Genomic DNA, 16679 nt, shown 5'->3' with positions numbered 1-16679 from the left:
GTTAAATTATGTATTATAACATGAAAGCCATGGGCCCTTGACCGCCTAAAGCGGCAGGGCGAAATATCTATTTATGCTTAAATTACTATCAGGAGTAAAGCCATGTCCTTGGCTGAAAAGCTCACCAAACAGGCCGCTTCCTATAGCGGCCAAATGCTTGAAATGCAGAAGCAATTCACCGGCACCCCGGCCCTGGGGCCACAGAACCAGGGGCAGGGAGAACTTGATAAGGCCCTGTTGGCTGAAAAATGGCTGACAGAGCTGGGACTTGAGATAACCAGATACGATGCCCCGGACTCCAGGGTGGAGTGCGGATTCCGCCCCAATTTAACCGCCTGCCTCTCCGGGGGGGACGGCCCCACCATCTGGGTGCTCAGTCATCTGGATGTGGTTCCCACCGGGCCGCTGGACTTGTGGGAAAGCGATCCCTGGCAGGTGCGGGTAGACGGTGACAAGCTCTACGGCAGGGGGGTTCTGGATGATCAGGCCGGGATCGTAAGCTCCTATTTCGGACTCAAGGCCTTGATCGATCTGGGAATCAAACCGGCCGGCAAGGTGGGTTTGATTCTGGTCAGCGACGAGGAGACCGGCAGTGAGTACGGTCTGGGTTATCTCTTGGAAAATCATGCTGAAATCTTTTCCGCAGATGACCTCATCGTGGTGCCCGATTCAGGAGAGGCGGACGGCGGCCTCATAGAGATATCGGAAAAGTCCATCCTTTGGCTTAAGGTTGACGTTTACGGAACCCAAATTCACGCCAGCACTCCGGAAAAGGGTAAAAATGCGCTCTATGCCTCGGCCCGCATGATAAGGGCCACCTATGAGGTGAGGGACCAGTTTCCCCAAAAAGACGATCTTTTCTCACCTCCGGGATCCACCATGGAACCCACCAAAAAAGAGGCCGGAGTGCCGAATGTGAACACGGTTCCGGGCCAGGACACCTTTTATGTTGACTGCCGCATCCTGCCTGGAATCAAGGTCGATGAGGTGGAAAAGGCCTTCAGGGTTAAATTTCAGGCCATTGCCGAGGAAGAAGGGGTGAGGGTCGAGGTTGAACGGGTCCAGGGTTATCAGTCTCCGCCTGCCACTTCCGCCGATGCCCCGGTGGTGACGGCCCTTGCAAAGGCTATCAAGGCGGTTACCGGCCTGGAGGCCAGGGCCGGTGGGATAGGCGGCGGCAGTGTGGCCGCGCTTTTCCGGGAAAAGGGCCTGCCTGCCGCGGTTTGGGCCACTTTCCAGGACACGGCCCACACGCCCAATGAATTTTGCCTTATGAGCGATCTTGTACAGGATGCCAAGATATTCGCCCTCTTGTTCACAGCCCAGGCAGACTGATTAAAGGCGCCGGGCCCGTATCGACCGGAGCTGAAGGATCAGTTGCTTCACCTTATTTTTTCAGGGATTTCACAAAGCCGCCTTGAAGCTTGATTCAAGGCGGCTTTGCTTTGACAAGTGGGTTTGTAGCCTATATAAGTTTGTCCAAGGTTCCCAAGTGAATTCCTAGGAAATTATGGAGTCTTTACGGAATAAATTAAAACTCCGGCAAGATTTATGAAAAAAAACAGGGGTCACACCTTGCGTAGGCCCCTTTCCGTTGCCATATTACTTTAGTAGGAAATACTACTAACACCAACTAAGGGAGTTATCATGGTTGATGTCACTGAAAGCGCCAGCAAGGCAATCAGGTCTTTCCTGGCCGAGAAGCAGGTGGACTCTGCCAGCCTGCGGGTCTATCTCCAGTCCGGCGGCTGAGGAGGTCCTTCTTTGAGATTGGTTCTGGACGAGCCAAAGGACGCAGACGAAAAGTACGAAGTTGACGGATTGACCTACCTGATCGACAAAGATCTCATGGAAAAAAGTGGTAACGTAAAAGTCGATTTTGTGGATAACGGCTGGCAGCAGGGATTTGTCCTTTCTTCGGATAACCCACTTGGCGGCGGAAACACCTGCGGAGCTTCCTGCAGCTGCTAAGGCCTAACATAGGTTATGTTTAAAAACCCGCCCCTTGATCACAAGGGGCGGGTTCAAATTTGCCGACCAAGTCCCCGCTTTTCGGCGTGGGCTTTTTTCCATTTTAGCCCAAAAGAACCCAACCAAACGGTTAAGGCTCCCGGCAACTTCAAATCCGCCATCTTACCCCACCACCAATGGTCCCGAGCATGGGGCCACAGCATTATATTTACCACCAAACATGCCCCTGCAATTTTTATTTTTTAAGTATCTTACTATTATCCAGGCTAAAAAATAATATTATTTATCATTAAAATATATTATTTAATGCTTCAACTTTAACAGCAGTTACTTTACTATACGGTGTAAATAAAAGCCCCTATATTATTGAAAATTAACAAGAATTTAGGTTTTTCAAATAAATAAACCCGATACGGAACAGCAAAGCTTAGATATTTAGATTTCAGATTGCCGGGACTGTAGCTTCAATTATTAAAGATAATAAAATGCACTATTTGCCACGCCTGTCAATCACCTTGCTCATACTCCTTATCCTTGCCATACCATTAAACGCCCACGCCGACGACCTGGTCAACAGCGAAGCTATCGCCGGAGACTGGGTGGGCACCGGCAATCCGGACAACATGACCAATGAAACAACCGGGTCTGTCAGCCAATGCATCATTGCAAACGACAATGTTGCCGACAACGCCAGTGGTGGTCAAAACAATACACAAAACAACGGTATAGTAAACATGGATATCTATGGCAGTTTCAACCAAGGTAAATACGCGACCGGCGGCCAAAACAGTATACAAAACTCGGGCACCGTAGACGGCACTATCTTCGGCACTTATAACAGCAAACAATACTCGAGCGGCGGCGAAAACATAATCAAAAACTTTGGCAGAGTCCAGGACAATATCTACGGCCCCTTAAATTACTACACAAACGCCACAGGAGGTGGAAACACCATAACCAATAACGGTACATACAGTGGGCGGCAGCATCTACGGCACCTTAAACAACGGCGTAGGATGTTCAAGCGGCTGGGCGTGAAACACCGTATACAATTCCGGCACCGTGGGCGGAGGCATTTTTGCCGGTGATGCGGACGACACGGTTTACATCCTCCACGGCTCTTGCGTGGCCGGAGTGGTCGACGGCCAGGAAGGCGCAGACAACCTGTATTTCGGCGCTTCCGGGACCATAGACTCCAGCAGCATCGGAGCCAAGTACCTGAACTTCGAGAACCTGGGCCTTTATGTAGACGGTGACACCTGGCTCACCGGTGACTGGATCTTGAACCTGGAGTCTACAGTAACCAGCGGCGGCTCTCTGACCTTGAACAGCAGCTTAAGCGGCCCCAGCTTGAATAACCAGGGCACAGCCACTTTTAACGGCCCGGTGAGCTTCAGCAGCCAGGTCACCAACAGCGGTGCGCTCAGCGCCACAGACACTTTTAGTGCAAACAGCCTAGAAAACACGGGCAGCGCTACCGCAACCTTTGACGGAAACACCACCATAGACGACGGCGTCAACAACAGCGGCACGCTCAGCTCATCAAGCACCTTCAGCGCAGGCAGCCTCAATAATTCAGGCACAGTCGGATTTTACGGGGTAACCAACATAAACGGCGGCGTGATGAACACAGGCACCCTCAATGCCGCAAATCACCTCACCGCATCCAACCTCGGTAACAAAGGCCGGGCCTATTTCAGCGGCAAGGCGGTAATAGGCGGCAAGGTCAGCAACCAAGGTTATCTTGAAGTGAACGGATCTTTGGGTGCAAAGAACCTCACCAACAGCGGCCCGGCCGTGATAAACGGCCGGGCCCTTATCGCGGGGAGCACCCAAAACTCGGGCACTCTCAATGTAAACGGCCTGTTGAGCACTGTAACCCTTGCAAATACCGGACTTATCAACGGCACAGGCGTCATCCACTCCGATATCATCAACGCAGGCGTTATAAGTCCGGGCAACTCCATAGGCACCTTGAATGTGGCCAGTTCGGTCACCTTTGAACCGGGCTCCACCTTTATCGCGGAGAGAGGGGGAAACGGCTCCTGTGATCTGCTCTCGGTCTCAGGTATGGTGACCATAAACGGCGGAACCTTATCCACTACTTCACTGCCAAGGGCCCTTTATACTGACGGATTTTCCTGGGAACTCATCACCGCGGGTGACGGGGTGAGCGGGGCTTTTGATTATATCGAATGCCAGCCAAATTCTGCGGTGCTTAGCCTGGGTCAAAAGGCGGAAGGATCAACCCTTAACCTGGTTGTGAACCGTAGATCCTACGGTGAATTCGGTACAGGCGGCGCGGCCCAAACCGGCCGAGGCCTTGACAGCCTAATGCCCCTGGCCTTGGGGCAGATGGAAAACTTTCTCCTGTCCCTGGACTTTGGCCTGAAGGCAAACCAAATCGGGCAGGTAATAAGCGCACTGAACCCGGAGATGTACACCGCCTTCAGCGCGGCCTCTTTAAACAGCGGCGAACTCTTTGACAAGGCCATGGCCTGGAGGATGCAGGATCTGCCTAAAAGGCGGCCCAATACGGAAACCCATGCATCCGGCGGTTGGAACATGTGGGCCCGAGCCCTGGGGTTGTGGGTGGATCAGGATCAGACAAACGGCTTTAGGGGTTACGGTCAATCAACCGGCGGCGGAGCCCTGGGAGCGGATTACGCCTTGAACCACTGGCTGGCCGCAGGCCTGGCCGCAGGAGTCACCCGCAGCCATCTTTCATGGGGCAACGTTAATTACGCAGGCGAGATCTATGCCCTGCACACAGGCTTCTACGCTAAAGCGGCATACCAGGGCGGCTATGCCCGGTTAACCGCCTCTTACGCCCGTCTGGACAACAGCGCCTCCAGGCAAATCAACTTTCAAGGCACCCACCTTTCAGCCAAGCCCGGCTTTGAGGCGGATCTCTTTGCAGCCAGCCTGACCCTGGGTTATGAGCTGCGTTTTGAAAAATGGCTTTTTGAACCCAAGGCGGGTTTGAAGTTCCAATCCTTGCAGGAACAAGGCTTTACTGAAAACGGAGCGGGCTTCCTGGGCCTGAATATAGCCGACCGCGACACCAACTCCCTGGGCTCCAACCTGGGATTTGGCCTGAGCAGGCCTTTTAAAACAGAAAGTTGGGAGATTCTGCCCACTCTGGAATTCTCCTGGCTGCATCGCCTGGAGCATGACAGGCCATCTTTGCAGGCCGCTTTCAAGGGCTATGGCTCAGCACCTTTTACCGTATACGGAGCCGACCTGCCCCAAGACCTTTGGCTCACTGAGGCGGGGATTCAGATGTCTGTGCAGCCAGACCTGGATTTATATCTCCATTACAACCTGGCCTGGGCAGACGACTACCAGGCCCAGGCACTCACCGCGGGGCTTACGATTAGCTTCTAGGGCTGTGTGTTCAAAAAATCGCCTATACGCCGGGACAATTCAGTGGCTGTTGAATCCGGATTTTTGGAAAGGGCGTCCTGGATGGCTTTGAGGCAGGCTGTCACCACAGGCAAGAGAGGCTCAGAGCGTTTGGCCTGGGCCTTGAGGCAATTAAGGTCCTGGGTGTAGTCATGCAGGGAAACAGGGTCCATATCACCGGCCCGCCAGGAGGCTAAATCCGCAACCAAAGATTCCAAGCCGTCTTCGGGGCCCAGCCCGGATTGACCGCCCAAAAGCTGGCGTCCGCTTTCCGTCAGGCGCACCTTGCCGCTCAAGCTGACCATTTCCAAAAGGCCTTCGCCCATGAGGGCCACAGTCAAATCCTCAGCTTGGGAACGGTCCAGCCCCAGAGTCTCCGCCGCCCGGGTGGTGTTGGCCTCTTCTCCCTGTTTGGCAAGCTCTTCGAGCAGCCTGCGGCTGTCACTGGTGTCCATGGAATCTCCTTTTCCTGCCTTGAGGCGACCTCCGAGAATTGACAGTAGCTTGTGGTTTCAAGACTGACAGGGCGCTTGCAAGACGTCAAGCCGGGGTGCACACGTGGCCTTTGGGGCCTTTATATGGTAATCAATTGCCTATTAATACAACACCCCCAAAAGGCTGAAAAAAAGTGGCTAAACGCTTCTGGCCCGTAAGAGAATACCATGCAAACCTCCTCAAGGAGGAAACAGGCTGGGTAAGAAAGGAACCAGGGGGCAGGCTCAATGTAGCCCTGCTCTACCCCAACACCTATCAGGTGGGCCTGGCCAACCTGGGCCTGGCCGTGATCTATGATATGTTGAACCAAAGGGCGGACACCCTTTGTGAAAGGGCCTTTTTACCCGATCGGGCCGGTCTCAAGATACAACAAAAAGCCAAGGCCCCGCTTCTGACTCTGGAATCCTGTCGGCCGCTTGACGAGTTTGACCTGATCCTGGCCTCCATATCTTTTGAGAACGACTACCCCAATCTTGTACGCATGCTTGAGATGGCAGGGCTCGACCCTTGGGCGGAAAAACGAAACGGCCCGCCGGTGATAGCCGGTGGTGTGGCCATGATGCTTAACCCCGAGCCCCTGGCCCTTTTGATGGACGGCTTTTTATTGGGAGAGGCCGAAGTAATCCTGGACCCCTTTATCCAGGCCCTTGAAGAGGCTCCCACGGAATCCAGGGAGGAATTACTGCTCCATCTTTCAAAAAATGCCCCCGGTTTTTACGCGCCTATGTTTTACACCCCTCTTTATCACCCGGACGGCAGGCTGAAAGCATTCACCCCGTCCCAGGGGCTGCCCGAACGCATCAAAGCACCCAAATACACAGGCCCTGCCAAGGGAATGGCCCAAAGTGTATTCCAGTCCAAGGGTCCGGAGCTGGCGGATATGAAGCTCCTGGAGGTGGGGCGCGGCTGCGGCCATGGCTGCCGTTTTTGCGCGGCCGGTCACATCTATCGCCCCCCCAGGTTGGGGCATGCCGACGATTTCATGGAACCGGCCCTTGAGGCTGCGAAAAACGGGGACAAAATCGGGTTGGTCTGCGCAGCGGCCAGCGACCTTGAAGGCATAGATCATCTGGCCAGTGAGGTAATCAGGCTCGGCGGCAAGATTTCCGTCTCAAGCTTAAGGGCGGACCGGCTGGGCGATGATCTGGTCAGGGCCCTGGCCCAGAGCCGACACCAGACCGTGGCCCTGGCCCCGGAGGCGGGCAGCCCCAGGCTGAGAAGAATCATAAACAAGCACTTGACCGAGGAAGACCTGGCCGGGGGGGTGGAAAAACTGATTCAGGGCGGGGTTCCGAACATAAGGCTCTATTTCATGGTCGGCCTTCCCGAAGAGACGGAAGAAGACATAACCGAAATGATAGGGCTCATAAAACGCATAAGGCAGCAGGTGGTGAGCCTCTCCAGGGCCAGGGGGTATCTGGGGCGGGTGACCATCAGCATGAACGCCTTTATTCCCAAGCCCTGGACCCCTTTTCAGTGGCAGCCGATGGCTCCCCTTAAGACTGTAAAAAAACGCATGAACCGGGTCAAAAAAGAACTGGCCGGCATGCCCAACCTGAAAATAGTGGCCGATGTGCCCAAATACGCCGAGCTACAGGCGGTTCTGTCTCGCGGTGACCGCCGCCTGGCCCCTCTTTTGCTGACCCTGGCCAAGGACCCCAATCCCCAAAGGGCCTTTGCCGCCCTGGATCTGGACCCCGGTTTTTATGCGGATCGCAAAAGGATGGAAGATGAGCTCTTTCCCTGGGATTTTGTGGACCACAAAATCACCAAATCATATCTTCTGGCCGAGGCTAAAAGGGCGGAGCAGGAAAAACAGTCGCCGGACTGCAACCCTGCCAAATGCACCCGCTGCGGGGTCTGCGGCCATGAAAAGGCCTGAAAAGCCGCCCGTCCGCACTGGCGGTTACGGCCTGTTTTCCCCGGGTTGAACCCATAGTCTAAACATACTTAATGAGAATTATGGTTCTTAAGCTTGCCTCGGCCCTCTTAAGGATACATATTTAACAAGGCACTGAAGCAGCCTTTAAAAAACACCGCCCCAGGCTCAATAAGGGAGAAGATCATGACTGAACAAGACAAGACCATCTGCCCCCATTGCAACACCAAAATGAAAAGGTGGGAGTCACCTGCCACCTACAGCTGGGGTACGGATCATCTTTATATCTGTTTCAACGACGAGTGCGAATACTACAAAAGAAGCTGGGACTTCACTCTCAAAAAAATCGGCATCAAGGCAGGCTACCGCCACCGCTATGATCCCAATACCGGGCAGTTGGGGCCTTTCCCGGTTAACACCCCGCTTGCTGGCAAAGACGGAATAGTTGAAGAATAATTCGATCCATCTTAAACCGGGGAATCAATTTTTGGCTCCCCGGTTTTTTTAAACACCTCCCCCAAAGGCCAAGCCAAGGGGAGCCAGCCAACCGGAAAGAAGCGCTTGTCATGGATTTCAGCCACGTGCGTAGGAATGATGCCTGCCCCTGCGGCAGCGGCAAAAAATTCAAGAACTGTCATATGGGCCGCGAAGACAAGATTCTGGAAGACCGGATGAAGTTTGAAACCAGCGAGCTGGCCTTAAAAATAAGAGACCTCCCCCCTGCCAGGCACGCCGGGGCCGAAAAAATGGCCCGCTCCCTTGAGTTCACCTCAGCGGCAGGGAAAAAAATTAAAATCAAATTGGTGGATCTGGACGCCTACCAGGCCATATCAATGAAAAACGCCAAATCCACACCTCAAGGTCCGGGGGGGCTTTTGATCAACCCCTATAAAACCAGGGTGTTGGACCCATTGCACATTTACGTCGCCCTGACTCCCGATGTAAATGAATCCACTGTAATTCACGAGTTTGCCCATGCCGCGGACCTGATCGAAGGTTCGGCCCTGACCCCCGGTTTTGGTTCGGCCCTTGCCAGTGAAACCTCCATACCGGTTGAAATTCTGGAGCACCCTCAGGAATTCGGCGAGCGGCTGGTTCAACTTTCCGAAAAATTCGGAGTTGAGCTGGATGCAGAGGATGAAATCGTGGCCTTTTTAGCCAAAAAGGAAAAACTCCTGCCGGGCAAGGTGATAGCCAAGGGTAAAAAGGAAGAGCTGGTGCCCCTGGCCGAGGAAACCATGCGTTTCATGCAGGAATCCCAAGAAGAAATAAATAAAACCATTAAAAAACGCCAGGGTTACATGGGGGACCGGGAAGAATCCTGAAAATTTTAAGCCTAAAGCCCCGGATCAAGGCCTTGTATCCTTTCCGGGGCTTAATAAATGGTTTTCCTCCTGCCAAAGGGCCAACTCGGGCCCCAGGATCCGGGCCAGGGGTGTCACCCATTTCTGAACAATTCCCTTGCGGCTGAACCAATAGCCATGCTTGGCCAGGTAATACAAAAGACCCTTGAAGTGGCTTAACGCTGTTTTGGAAAGGGGCTTTTTATGGGAGATCTGCTGGGTGTGGTGCAGCACCCGTAAAAACGGGAAATAAACCACCGCCCTGCCCTTTTTCCAGGACCTGAGGCAATAGTCCACATCTTCCGGCGCATAGAAAATACGCTCATCCAAAGGCCCCAAAAGCTGAAAAAGATCCTTTCTGAAAAGCCAGCAGCAGCTTATGGCGCTTTGCACGGGCCTTATATCGTTAAAGGGGAACTCATCGTACCAGTCCCGGTTATGCGGGGCGGTGTGTAGGAAGATCTGGGGCAGTTTGGCCAGCTTGTCCCAAAGGGTGGGCAGGCGCTTGACCGAATTATAAGTGGAGCCGTCAGGCATGATAATACGCGGCCCCACCAATCCAACCCCCTTCAAATCCGCCAACAGATTTAACACCGGATTAAGGTCATTATCCAGAAAGCTCGCATCTGAATCCATGACGCAGATATATCTGCCAAGCGCCTTTTCCAGGGCCCGATTGCGGGAATAGGTGGTGCCGGTGTTGGTCCCCAGAAAAAGGGTTTTCAAGTTGCCGCCCAAAACTTCCTCATAGGCTGTGAGCACTTCCTTGGTGTGATCCATCGAGCCGTTGTCAACCACCCATATCTCATGGGTCAGGCCGCTTTCATAAGCAGCCAGGGCAGCGGAAGAAATGGCCCGGGAGAGCTTTGCGCCATCGTTATAGGTAATAATCACAAAGCTTATGTCCAGAGGCCCGTTTTGGCGGGTCATGGAGTCTCCTCCTTATTTATTGACAAGTTCGGCGAAAAGGTCGCCATAGGCTTGGGCAGTGGCCCTGACATCGAAGCTCTTTTTAACCCTTTCCCTGCCAGCCCGGCCCAACCTCTGAGCCAGACCTCCATCCAAAAGAACCGTAGCCAGGGCCTGGGCCAGGGCTTTTGGTTCTCCTTGGGGCACCAAAAGTCCGGTCTGTTTGGGGCACACCAGCTCCGGGTTTCCTCCCACGTTGGTGGCCACAACCGGCAGCCCCACTGCCATGGCCTCCAAAAGTGCCTTGCTGATCCCTTCGCTGACCGAACTCAGGACAAAGCAATCAGAGGCGGCCAAAAGCTTGGGCACATCCCTGCGATCACCCAAAAACCTCACATGGTCCTTTACACCCAATTCCTCGGTCAGGGCGGTAAGGGAGTTTCTCTCCGGACCGTCACCGACCAGGGCCAGAACCGGCAGGGGTGAAATACCCTTTAGCAGGGCCAAAGCCTGGAGCATACCGGCCTGATCCTTGACCTGGGATAATCTGCCCACGGTTATCAAAAGGGCCTGGCCGGTCAAAAGACCCAGCTCCTCTCTGATCAGGGACCTTGCCTCCATGTCCGGGGCATAGCCTTTAAGGTCCACGCCGTTAAAGATCAGCCGCACCCGTTTTTCTGAAAGCCCCACCCTGTCAATGGCCAGGTCGCGCACATCCGCGCCCACACACACCATCTTGGTGCTTAAAAAGCCCACCAAGCGCCAAAGCCAAAGCCCGGTGCCGGGCTTGATGTAGAGTCCGTGACGGGTGGTCACCACAGGTATGCGCCCCCATCTTCCGGCCAGGGCGGCGTAAAGCCCGGCTCCGTTGTTATGGGCATGGATCAGATCCGCCCCGATCCGTCTGGCCAAACGTAAAATCGCGCCCACCATGCTCCAGTCACGGCCCCGGCGCTTGCTCAGGCAATGGACCTCCACGCCCAGATCCCTGGCCACCCGGGCCAATTCGCCTTCCTCCACCAACACAGCCACCTGGTTTTCAAAACCAGCCTGAGGCCCCCATTTCAGCAGATCGATTATCACCTGTTCCGCCCCGCCGGTATGGAGGGAAGTGGCTACCTGGAGAACTTTTATTTTATTTTCCATGGGTTCCTTTGATAAGGTCCTTGCGGTCTCCCTTACCGCTTGTTTAAAACCTTTCTCTTAAGAATTATACGTTAATTTAACTCTACTCTATTCATTAGACCCACAATTCTCACAAAGTCAATAAAGCCTTATTCACAGCTCTGTGCTAAACTCTTTTTTTATGATTCAAAATTCCGCCATATCAGCCGAGGGGCCAAAAGGCGCTGATGATTTCAGGGTGTTGGCCGTGACCAGCCTGTATCCCAGCGCTTACGCGCCCCTGAAATACGCCTTTAACCGGCAGCAGATTTCCGCCCTGGCCGATCTCTGCCGCCTGGGGCTGGTGGCTCCGATTCCCTGGCCGCTTTTGCGTAATAAAAGGCAAAACGACTTTGAGGAGCCGGTGCCGGATATCCCGGTGAAAAGGCCTGTATTCTGGTATCTGCCCCGATTGATGCGCACCTGGCAAGGCAGGGCCTACCTGGCCTCTATTTGGGGGGCAATTGCCCGCATGAACAAACAGATAAGGCCTCAGGCGCTTTTTGCCACCTGGCTATATCCGGATGGTTACGCGGCCCTTTTGGCAGCCCAAAGGCTTGGCATTCCCCTTACCTTGAAGGTTCATGGCAGTGATGTTCTGAAACTGGGTCAAGATCCGGCCAGAAAAGCCCTTTTGCACAAGACCATAACTCAGGCCCAGGCCCTGATCGCGGTGAGCAGGCACCTTAAAGAGACTCTGGTTGAAATGGGGGCTTCGGAGGATAAAATCCAGGTGGTGGGAAACGGGGTCAACTCTGAACTGTTTCACCCAGCCGACAGGCTTGAAATCAAAAAGAAGCTCAACCTTGACCCTTCCCGCAGGCTGGCTCTGTTTGTGGGCAACTTAGACCCGGTTAAGGGGATCACTTATGCCTTAAAGGCCCTGGCCCAAACTCCGGAGCTGGACCTTGTTCTGGTGGGTCAGGGGCCGCTTTTAGCCTCCCTGCGGGCCGAAGCCGCTGAACTGGGGATCAGCCAAAGGGTGACATTCGCCCTGGCCAAGCCCCATGAAACAGTGGCCAGGTACATGCAGGCCTGTGATTTTTTGCTGCTTCCCAGCCTCAGTGAAGGCGAGCCCAATGTGGTTCTGGAGGCCTTGAGCACCGGCAGGCCGGTAGTGGCCAGCCGGGTGGGTGGAGTCCCGGCCCTGATGCGGGACCAAGAACAGGGTTTTTTAGTGGAGCCTGAAAATGCGGATGAATTGGCCAAGGCTTTTAAAATGCTTTTGAATAAAAACTTCCCGGAAAAGACCCTGGTGGACTCTGTCAAAGACCGGTCCTGGCAGGGCGGCGCTGACCGCATCCTGAAAACCATGCGAAAAACCGCGGGAGCAGAGCATTGAAACGGGTCCTGATCATAAGCTACGTATTTCCGCCCACAGGCGGCGCGGGAGTGCAAAGGGTTCTTAAGTTTGTAAAATACTTAAGATACTTTGGTTGGGAGCCAATTGTAGCCACCCCCAGGGAGCCCTATGCCCCGCTCAAAGACCCTTCCCATGAAAAAGACCTGCCCCAAGGGCTTAAGGTGCATCATCTGCCTATAATCAACCTGGGAGGCAAGGCCGCCGATGCCGTTGTCGGCCAGGCCAAAACAGATCTTGGGGGAGTCAAAAAACTGCTCAAGGAAATGGCTCTTTCCCTTTTGTTTCCAGACCACCAGGTTGTCTGGCTGGCCACTGCCTTGCCCGGTTTGCTGAGGGCCGCCCGCAAGGACCGAGCCCAAGTGATAATGGTCACTGCTCCGCCTTTTTCCAGCTTTATCCTCGGAGCCATGGCTGCCAAAATTCTGAATTTACCGCTGGTCTTGGATTTTCGGGATGAGTGGAGCGGATTCTTCACCAAGGGGTTCAAAGGCCACGGCGGCGGTGCTTTTTGGCGTCAAATGGTGCGCAAGCTGGAACACAGCTTGGTCGGGCAAGCAGGGCTGGTGATCGGAAACACGCCCGGCATGACCAGCCGCCTGGCTGCCACCCACGGTGGGCCAAGCAAAAAATACGTTTGGATACCAAACGGTTATGATGCCGATGACTTTACATCCCCGGCAGATGAAGACCTCCCCCCGGCCCCCGAACCGGGCAGGCTTAATCTTCTTTACACAGGCACGGTATTTGAGTCGCACCCCTTAGATGACCTTTTCCGGGGCCTGGCCCTGATGAAAGACCAGGACCGGCAAAAAATATCTTTACAGGTGGTCGGCAGAGTGGTGCCCGGCCAGAAAACCGATCCAGGCCTGCCTGATTTCAAGGTGGATTACCTGCCTTATGAGCCCCATGACCAGGTGCTTAAGCGCATGGCCGCGGCAGATGCCCTGGTCATGACCATGGCCGATCTTCCGGGCCTGGAAAGAATGATCCCGGCCAAGCTCTTTGAATACCTGGCGGTCAAAAGGCCGGTTCTGGCCATATCCCCCTTGGGCGCGGCCACGGCCATTGTTGAAGCCGCCGGAGCCGGCCAGGTGTCCCTGCCCAAGGATGCCCAAGGCCTGGCCGATATTTTAACCAACTGGCTGGTTGGCCCTCCAACCGGCCTTGCCAACCCTCCTTTATTTTTCGAACGCCGCCGCCTTACCGGCGAGTTGGCCCGCCATCTGGATCAACTGATCCAAGGCATTTGATAACTCTGGAAAGAAACGTTTAAAATGCAGATCATTGCAAGTATTGCTCCCATATTCATAGTTATTCTGTTTGGTGTAATAGGTGGTAAAAGAGGACTGATCCCCGAGTCTTTTCAAAAACCGGCCAACAAGCTGGCCTTTAACTTCGCCTTTCCCGCCCTTTTGATCAACGCCATTGGCAGAACCCATGTCAGCGACTTCTGGCAGCCGGTGCAGTTGGCCATCACCATGGGGGCCATGCTCTTCTGCTGGCTGGTCTCCTGGCAGTTGTCCAGGGTCTTTTTCAAGAACAACGAATCAACCCGCCCCACCTGGATTCAAACCTCGGTGCATGGCAACTACGGTTTCGTAGGCCTGGCGGTTATCCTCTATGCCTTGGGAGACCCAGGGGTGGCGGCCTCGGGTTTGTTGGTGGGGGTCATGAGCATTTTGCAAAATGCCATAACCGTGATAACCCTCTCCTACCTGGCCGGAACCAAGGCCAAGCCCCTGGAGCAGGTCAAGGCCATAGCCACCAACCCCATAATCATCGCCATTCTGATCGGCCTGACCATATCCTTTTTGGGTATTGATATTAGCGGCGTGGTGGGAAGAACCCTTAAAATCATGGGAGGCATGGGTGTGCCCCTGGCCCTTTTGATCATAGGCGCCAAATTGGGGGAAACCCGCATAAAAGCGCCTCTTCCCATGCTGGCGCTTCCCATGCTCATGAAACTGTTTATACTCCCCGCCCTGGCCTGGGGCCTTTTGAGCATGTTCGGTTATTCAGGGCTTCTTTTGACCACGGCGGTGCTTATAGTGGCCTCACCCACCGCCACCTTGAGCGTGGTCTTTGCAGACCAGATGGGTGGAGACTCTGATTTTGCCTCCACCATGGTGAGCCTCACCACCGCACTTTCAGCCCTGACCTTCAGCCTTTGGCTGATGGTCCTGGTTCCCTGATTGTAAAGTGTAGTTAATGGATATAACCATCCGGCGGCCGGGCCGTCGGATGGTTATTTTTTCCGATCAGTTAAAAAAAGGAGAGCTTCTGCAGCCAAAAAGATCTTTCCACAGGGCCCATCACCACAAAAATAAAAACAAGGCCGCAGAGCAAACCAAGGCCCAGGCATACCGCCACGAACCCAAACCAACCATGCACAGGCCATGTATGTAAAAAAAAGCCCAACAGGGGAGCAATTAAAAGAAGAGGCAGCCAGGCCCTTAAAATTCCCTGCAGCCAAAATTCCCCTAGCCTCACCCCGGTTTTGCGACAGACATACCAGGGCAAAACCCAGGGCCGCAGAAGCAACAGCGCCAGGCCCAAGCCAATGGCCGCGCCGATATCACCCTTTTCCTGAACCAACCCAAAAATAACCAGCCCCATTATCGCAATTTCAATCAAATTCAAAATGCCCGTGAAGCCATGGCGCTTGATACTGAAAAGTACGGCCTCCGAGGGCCCCAGGGACATCAGCATCACCAGGGGGACCACTAAAATTCTCACAACCTTGGCGCTCTTCACAAAGCCTTCTCCCAGCCAGAGCACCAAAAAGGGCTCGCTTAGAAAGTAAAGGCCCAGGCCAAGAAAACCGGCGAAATAACTGGCATACAGGGTGGAGCGCTTAAGCAGCCGCACCATGTCTTCATCCTTGTCACCCGCCTTGAGCAGGGAAAGCTTGGGCTGCACCGCCCTGGCAACCACAGTGGAGAGGCTCACCGCATGGGTGGTCAGCCGCATGGCCACCCCAAAATAGGCCAGCGCCACGGGGGTGCTTAATATACCGAGTATCAGGACCGGAAGCTGAGCCCTTGCTATAAGCCCCAACTGGATCAAAAGCGCATCTCTGGCATAGATGATCATTTTTCGGGCTCTGGCCCAATCCCAGCTCACCCTTAACCAGGCCGAAGCGTGCATGCCCCTTAAGCTGAAATAACCGGTCATGGCAAACTCGCAGAATCCGGCCAGGGCAAAGCTGAGCCCCACCCCCAAAAGCCCCCAGCCCTGGTGCAGGAAAAGCCAAATCAGCCCGAGCCTTGCCAGCACTGTGGTCATAACCACGGACTGGTAGATATAGAGCTCTTCCCTGGCAAACAAAAGGGCTTCAAATATCTTGGCCGGTAAACTGAAAACCGTGACCGCGCACAAAGGCAACATGGCCCAGGTGGCGGAATCAAGAAAATCAGGCGGGATATTAAAAAACCTGTCCAGGTTAAAAGCCAGCACCAGGTAGATCAAAATTGCGGCCAGGGCAAGAACTGAATACATGGCAAGGCTGGTTGAAACGCTCTTGCCCAGGGAGTCGATATCGTCTCTCACCAGGTCGTCTGCCACATGCCTGGCCAGGGACTGGGAAACTCCCAGATCCAAAAGCAGCATAAAGGCCCACATATTCATGAGCAAAAGCCAGACACCCAGGCCGGTCTTACCCAGGTAGTGGACCTGAATAGGGACCGAGGCCAGGGCCACGGCAAAGTTAACCGCCATGGATGACCAGCCCACCAGTGTATTGCGGATTATCAAAAGACGTTGCCCTGTTTAAAAAGTTAAAATGGCATGCAAGGATCTGTTCGGAAATCAACTCGTTCTGGGCTTGCATTCTGGCACACAGCCCGAAAGTTGGCAAGCCGGTCCACTCCTCAACCAAGGGATGCGGAAACTGCAAAATAAAGTCCGGCTTCCCTTTGCCGGCACGGACAAATCCATTTATTTTAAAGGTGCGGCAGAAATTTCCCCGGCCTGATCAGGCCTGGCAACCCACAGGCCCGGGCAGGAGAAAAGGCCGATCGGATTTGATCGTTAATCTTGGCGGTTCACCGCGCGGTCCGGCCCTTTACTTGCAAACCGGCGGATCATTAAGACATTAACCAGAACGCAAACATACTAATCAGGTAAGTTTAAAAGAGGCTGCGCGACTTGA

The 16679-nt window shown here is 54.1% G+C and carries 13 protein-coding genes and 1 pseudogene; 10 read left to right on the top strand and 4 right to left on the bottom strand.

Going from position 1 to position 16679, the window contains the following annotated elements:
- The first annotated feature begins 102 nt into the window (after positions 1–102).
- The 4 genes from X474_RS13565 (at position 103) to X474_RS13545 (ending at position 5358) form a co-directional block, all read left to right on the top strand.
- Entirely contained in the window at positions 103–1335 is a 1233-nt protein-coding gene (locus X474_RS13565; protein WP_044349629.1) for a M20 family metallo-hydrolase, read from the top strand.
- Between the two features lie 312 nt (positions 1336–1647).
- Positions 1648–1971, top strand: coding sequence for an IscA/HesB family protein (locus X474_RS27125; protein ID WP_337833341.1), 324 nt, complete (start codon positions 1648–1650; stop codon positions 1969–1971).
- Positions 1972–2456: 485 nt separating this feature from the next.
- Positions 2457–3059: a hypothetical protein gene (locus tag X474_RS13550; protein ID WP_044349626.1), complete on the top strand. Its 603-nt coding sequence runs from the start codon at positions 2457–2459 to the stop codon at positions 3057–3059.
- Positions 3034–5358 (top strand): autotransporter outer membrane beta-barrel domain-containing protein, encoded by a 2325-nt coding sequence (locus tag X474_RS13545; protein WP_044349624.1) that lies wholly within the window; start codon positions 3034–3036, stop codon positions 5356–5358. Before X474_RS13550 ends, X474_RS13545 begins: the two co-directional genes overlap by 26 nt.
- Here the strand turns inward: X474_RS13545 and X474_RS13540 are convergent.
- Positions 5355–5831 (bottom strand): IclR family transcriptional regulator, encoded by a 477-nt coding sequence (locus X474_RS13540; RefSeq protein WP_044349622.1) that lies wholly within the window; start codon positions 5829–5831, stop codon positions 5355–5357. The genes X474_RS13545 and X474_RS13540 overlap by 4 nt on opposite strands.
- 173 nt (positions 5832–6004) lie before the next feature.
- Here X474_RS13540 and X474_RS13535 point away from each other — a divergent pair, with 173 nt between their 5' ends.
- The 3 genes and pseudogenes from X474_RS13535 to X474_RS27610 all read left to right on the top strand — a co-directional run.
- Entirely contained in the window at positions 6005–7753 is a 1749-nt protein-coding gene (locus X474_RS13535) for a radical SAM protein (protein WP_044349621.1), read from the top strand.
- Between the two features lie 183 nt (positions 7754–7936).
- Positions 7937–8206 carry an ogr/Delta-like zinc finger family protein gene (locus X474_RS13530; RefSeq protein WP_044349620.1) on the top strand — a complete coding sequence of 90 codons (270 nt, stop codon included), beginning with the start codon at positions 7937–7939 and terminating at the stop codon, positions 8204–8206.
- A 98-nt stretch (positions 8207–8304) separates the two neighbouring features.
- Positions 8305–8400, top strand: a pseudogene (locus X474_RS27610) (SEC-C metal-binding domain-containing protein); the annotation flags it as partial.
- A gap of 699 nt (positions 8401–9099) precedes the next feature.
- On the opposite strand, the gene X474_RS13520 reads toward X474_RS27610, so the two are convergent.
- Both X474_RS13520 and X474_RS13515 read right to left on the bottom strand, forming a co-directional pair.
- A complete protein-coding gene (locus X474_RS13520; protein ID WP_044349618.1) occupies positions 9100–10023 on the bottom strand; it encodes a glycosyltransferase family 2 protein in 924 nt (307 codons plus the stop codon).
- Positions 10024–10035: 12 nt separating this feature from the next.
- Positions 10036–11148 carry a glycosyltransferase gene (locus X474_RS13515; protein ID WP_052515194.1) on the bottom strand — a complete coding sequence of 371 codons (1113 nt, stop codon included), beginning with the start codon at positions 11146–11148 and terminating at the stop codon, positions 10036–10038.
- Between the two features lie 160 nt (positions 11149–11308).
- On the opposite strand from X474_RS13515, the gene X474_RS13510 reads away from it, so the two are divergent.
- Genes X474_RS13510 through X474_RS13500 form a run of 3 tightly spaced genes read left to right on the top strand, consistent with a single transcriptional unit; the run spans position 11309 to position 14721 of the window.
- The gene (locus X474_RS13510) at positions 11309–12508 is read left to right on the top strand and encodes a glycosyltransferase (RefSeq protein ID WP_044349617.1); all 1200 of its coding nucleotides are present in this window, start codon (positions 11309–11311) and stop codon (positions 12506–12508) included.
- Positions 12505–13779 carry a glycosyltransferase family 4 protein gene (locus X474_RS13505; protein ID WP_044349616.1) on the top strand — a complete coding sequence of 425 codons (1275 nt, stop codon included), beginning with the start codon at positions 12505–12507 and terminating at the stop codon, positions 13777–13779. Before X474_RS13510 ends, X474_RS13505 begins: the two co-directional genes overlap by 4 nt.
- Before the next feature lie 24 nt (positions 13780–13803).
- The gene (locus X474_RS13500) at positions 13804–14721 is read left to right on the top strand and encodes an AEC family transporter (RefSeq protein WP_044349615.1); all 918 of its coding nucleotides are present in this window, start codon (positions 13804–13806) and stop codon (positions 14719–14721) included.
- 70 nt (positions 14722–14791) lie between these two features.
- Here X474_RS13500 and X474_RS13495 read toward each other — a convergent pair whose 3' ends face one another.
- Positions 14792–16282: a lipopolysaccharide biosynthesis protein gene (locus tag X474_RS13495; RefSeq protein ID WP_056009631.1), complete on the bottom strand. Its 1491-nt coding sequence runs from the start codon at positions 16280–16282 to the stop codon at positions 14792–14794.
- Positions 16283–16679 lie beyond the last annotated feature (397 nt).

The organism is Dethiosulfatarculus sandiegensis (assembly GCF_000931935.2).
GTDB classification, from domain to species: domain Bacteria; phylum Desulfobacterota; class Desulfarculia; order Desulfarculales; family Desulfarculaceae; genus Dethiosulfatarculus; species Dethiosulfatarculus sandiegensis.
The sequence above is the reverse complement of the archived record's forward strand: the minus strand, read 5'-3'. Positions and strand labels throughout refer to the sequence as shown.

Excerpts from the sequence above, each read along its gene's own strand:
- X474_RS13565 (WP_044349629.1), top strand. The coding sequence starts at position 103 with ATGTCCTTGGCTGAAAAGCTCACCAAACAGGCCGCTTCCTATAGCGGC.
- X474_RS13550 (WP_044349626.1), top strand. The coding sequence starts at position 2,457 with ATGCACTATTTGCCACGCCTGTCAATCACCTTGCTCATACTCCTTATC.
- X474_RS13540 (WP_044349622.1), bottom strand. The coding sequence starts at position 5,831 with ATGGACACCAGTGACAGCCGCAGGCTGCTCGAAGAGCTTGCCAAACAG.
- X474_RS13530 (WP_044349620.1), top strand. The coding sequence starts at position 7,937 with ATGACTGAACAAGACAAGACCATCTGCCCCCATTGCAACACCAAAATG.
- X474_RS13520 (WP_044349618.1), bottom strand. The coding sequence starts at position 10,023 with ATGACCCGCCAAAACGGGCCTCTGGACATAAGCTTTGTGATTATTACC.
- X474_RS13515 (WP_052515194.1), bottom strand. The coding sequence starts at position 11,148 with ATGGAAAATAAAATAAAAGTTCTCCAGGTAGCCACTTCCCTCCATACC.
- X474_RS13510 (WP_044349617.1), top strand. The coding sequence starts at position 11,309 with ATGATTCAAAATTCCGCCATATCAGCCGAGGGGCCAAAAGGCGCTGAT.
- X474_RS13500 (WP_044349615.1), top strand. The coding sequence starts at position 13,804 with ATGCAGATCATTGCAAGTATTGCTCCCATATTCATAGTTATTCTGTTT.